Below are 2,301 nucleotides of genomic sequence, written 5' to 3' on the forward strand. Positions count from 1 at the left end.
TGCGGTCTGTAACTGTGCTTAATACATTTCCGAGATGCTCACTTTGTTTGTATTCTAAAGCTTTTTTCCTGTCTAATCCCATAGAAAAGGAACTTCCGCTTTGCTCCAATATGTCTAATTTTAGGCATCCCATCAACTACAAAAGTAACATCTTTTTTTCTTTTCATCAGAAAAATTTTACTTAGTGTTTTAAAAGAAAAAAGAACGGAAGGAAAGACGATTATTAATAAGTTTTTTGTTTGAACGTAAAAAAAGCCGTTAATTTCTGTAAAAGCTCTTTATATTTTATCAGCATTAAAAATGCTTATTAATAAAAAAGCGTAGATGTAATCTACGCTTAGTGGGGGGGTTAAAAGAAAGTTGATAGCTATTATTTTAATTTTCGTTTTATTAATCTTTTACATAATTCAATATCACTTTCATTTAAGGGATTACTTTTCCATGAAACTTTCCACAAATTAGGAATTTGTTCTAGATTATCAGGAATATCATGAATGACGTTATTGTTGAATTCTAATATAACTAAGTTGTTAAGATTATAGATGCAGTCTGGGATTGACTTCAAATAGTTAAAATTGAAGTAAATTTCTTTTAAATAATAATTACTGCATAACTCACACGGGAATAGATCAAATTCATTATGACTAACGTCTATTAAAGTTAGGTTATGTAAAGATTTAATACCGCATGCTAAGTTTGTTAATTTATTATTATTAAGATATAGATACTTTAGATTTACTAATTGACCAATACTAATTGGTAAGGATTGAATTTTCGTATTTCGGATCACTAACTCCTCAAGTTCTGATAGATTACCAATTTCTTCTGGTACATTTTCAATATTAGTATTATGAATATGTAATCGTTTTAAATTCTCTATCCCAAATAGTTCATTTGGGAGTTTATTGTTATGAATATTTTCCCATCTAATGTAACTCGTCTGATTAAGATTATTAACTAACAGTGAAAATGTATCGTTTGGAATATTATAAAAATGTATCAAATTATGCGTTGATATAAATTTATCAATTGAGGTGAAGTTTTGGAATATGTAAACAATTGAATCTGATACTCCAACATCAGGATCACAGTCATTTATTGAAATTGCAATAAAACAAGAATCTGATAATTTATTAGATTGACTATAGATATTATAGTAAAATATTACTAATGTGAGGATTGCAAGTAATCTTTTCATTGGCTTACCTTTTGTGCTTCGGATAATTTTGGCTTACTATTAAGCTGAACATTAATATTTTTGACTTCTGCTTTTTCCAAAGGTTGACTAAAATAAGCTTTTGCACCTCTATCTTGGAATTGATACCCTGGTTCAAAAGGAATACCTCCTTTAACTTTTTCTCCCATCCAAGTTCCATCTTGTGAACCTAATGCATAATCTGAAACAATATTTTTCGCAAAATATTCAGTAATATTACTTGTTTCTCCAAGTAAGTTTGGATAATCATCACCTGCTGTTGTACATCCAATTAGAAATGCTCTTGATGAGTTTTGATCAAAAGCATTTTTGTCAAAATCAGATGGTAATAATCCCTCTGTTATTAATGATTCATAAAGAAGTTCTCCTTCCCAAGCATGTCCAACATAGGAAAAATCAGTAATTAAATCGTTGGCTCTTGAACCTTTTGACTGATTACCTTCATAGCTTTTATTATTCACATAATCAATAATCTCATTTTTTGAAGATACAAACAATATATTATTTTCATTAATGCCATTTTCAACTAATTCTGCTTTTACTATTGATAATTGACTGCTTGAAAAATATGTTGTATTAATTAGAACCGTTGTAGCTTCATTATTCTCGGTGAAATGATCAAGAATTCTTGTCGCTTCTACTTTCCCCGCATTTTTAAAGCTATACCAATTTCGATTTTCTGGGCTTCCTATTACGATAACATTCTCTTTGCCATTTGGATCAATTGTAATTATTGGATTATTGTATCCAAAATGATAAGGGCTTAAATCAGGATATTTGCCATTATAGGGATCTACAGCCAACCATTTACCCAATCTAGCATCGTAGATTCTTGCCCCAAAATCCAAACTGTTTCCATTGCCTTTTATTTCGTTGTCGCTTTCCATTCCATTAAACCCGAACCGATACTCAGCCAACGAATAGCCTCTATTCACCTGCAACATCCCAAACGGATAATAATCATTAGCACCAGCAATGTCTGCATTAAAATAATCTACTTGCTGGTTGGCTGAGAGGTCTATTGGGAGTTTGCGGTCTGTAACTGTGCTTAATACATTTCCGAGATGCTCACTTTGTTTATGTTC

Annotated in this window: 2 protein-coding genes; both read right to left on the bottom strand. The window is 30.7% G+C overall.

All coding sequences use genetic code 11. The annotated features are described in order from the left end of the window. Positions 1-370: 370 nt before the first annotated feature. Complete coding sequence (locus U9R42_10695) at positions 371-1,198, bottom strand: leucine-rich repeat domain-containing protein (protein MEA3496492.1); 828 nt, start codon at positions 1,196-1,198, stop codon at positions 371-373. Beyond that, the coding region (locus U9R42_10700; protein MEA3496493.1) for an RHS repeat-associated core domain-containing protein at positions 1,195-2,301 on the bottom strand (1,107 nt) is incomplete at its 5' end. The genes U9R42_10700 and U9R42_10695, both read right to left, overlap by 4 nt.

Source organism: Bacteroidota bacterium, from assembly GCA_034723125.1.
Classification (GTDB): domain Bacteria; phylum Bacteroidota; class Bacteroidia; order CAILMK01; family JAAYUY01; genus JAYEOP01.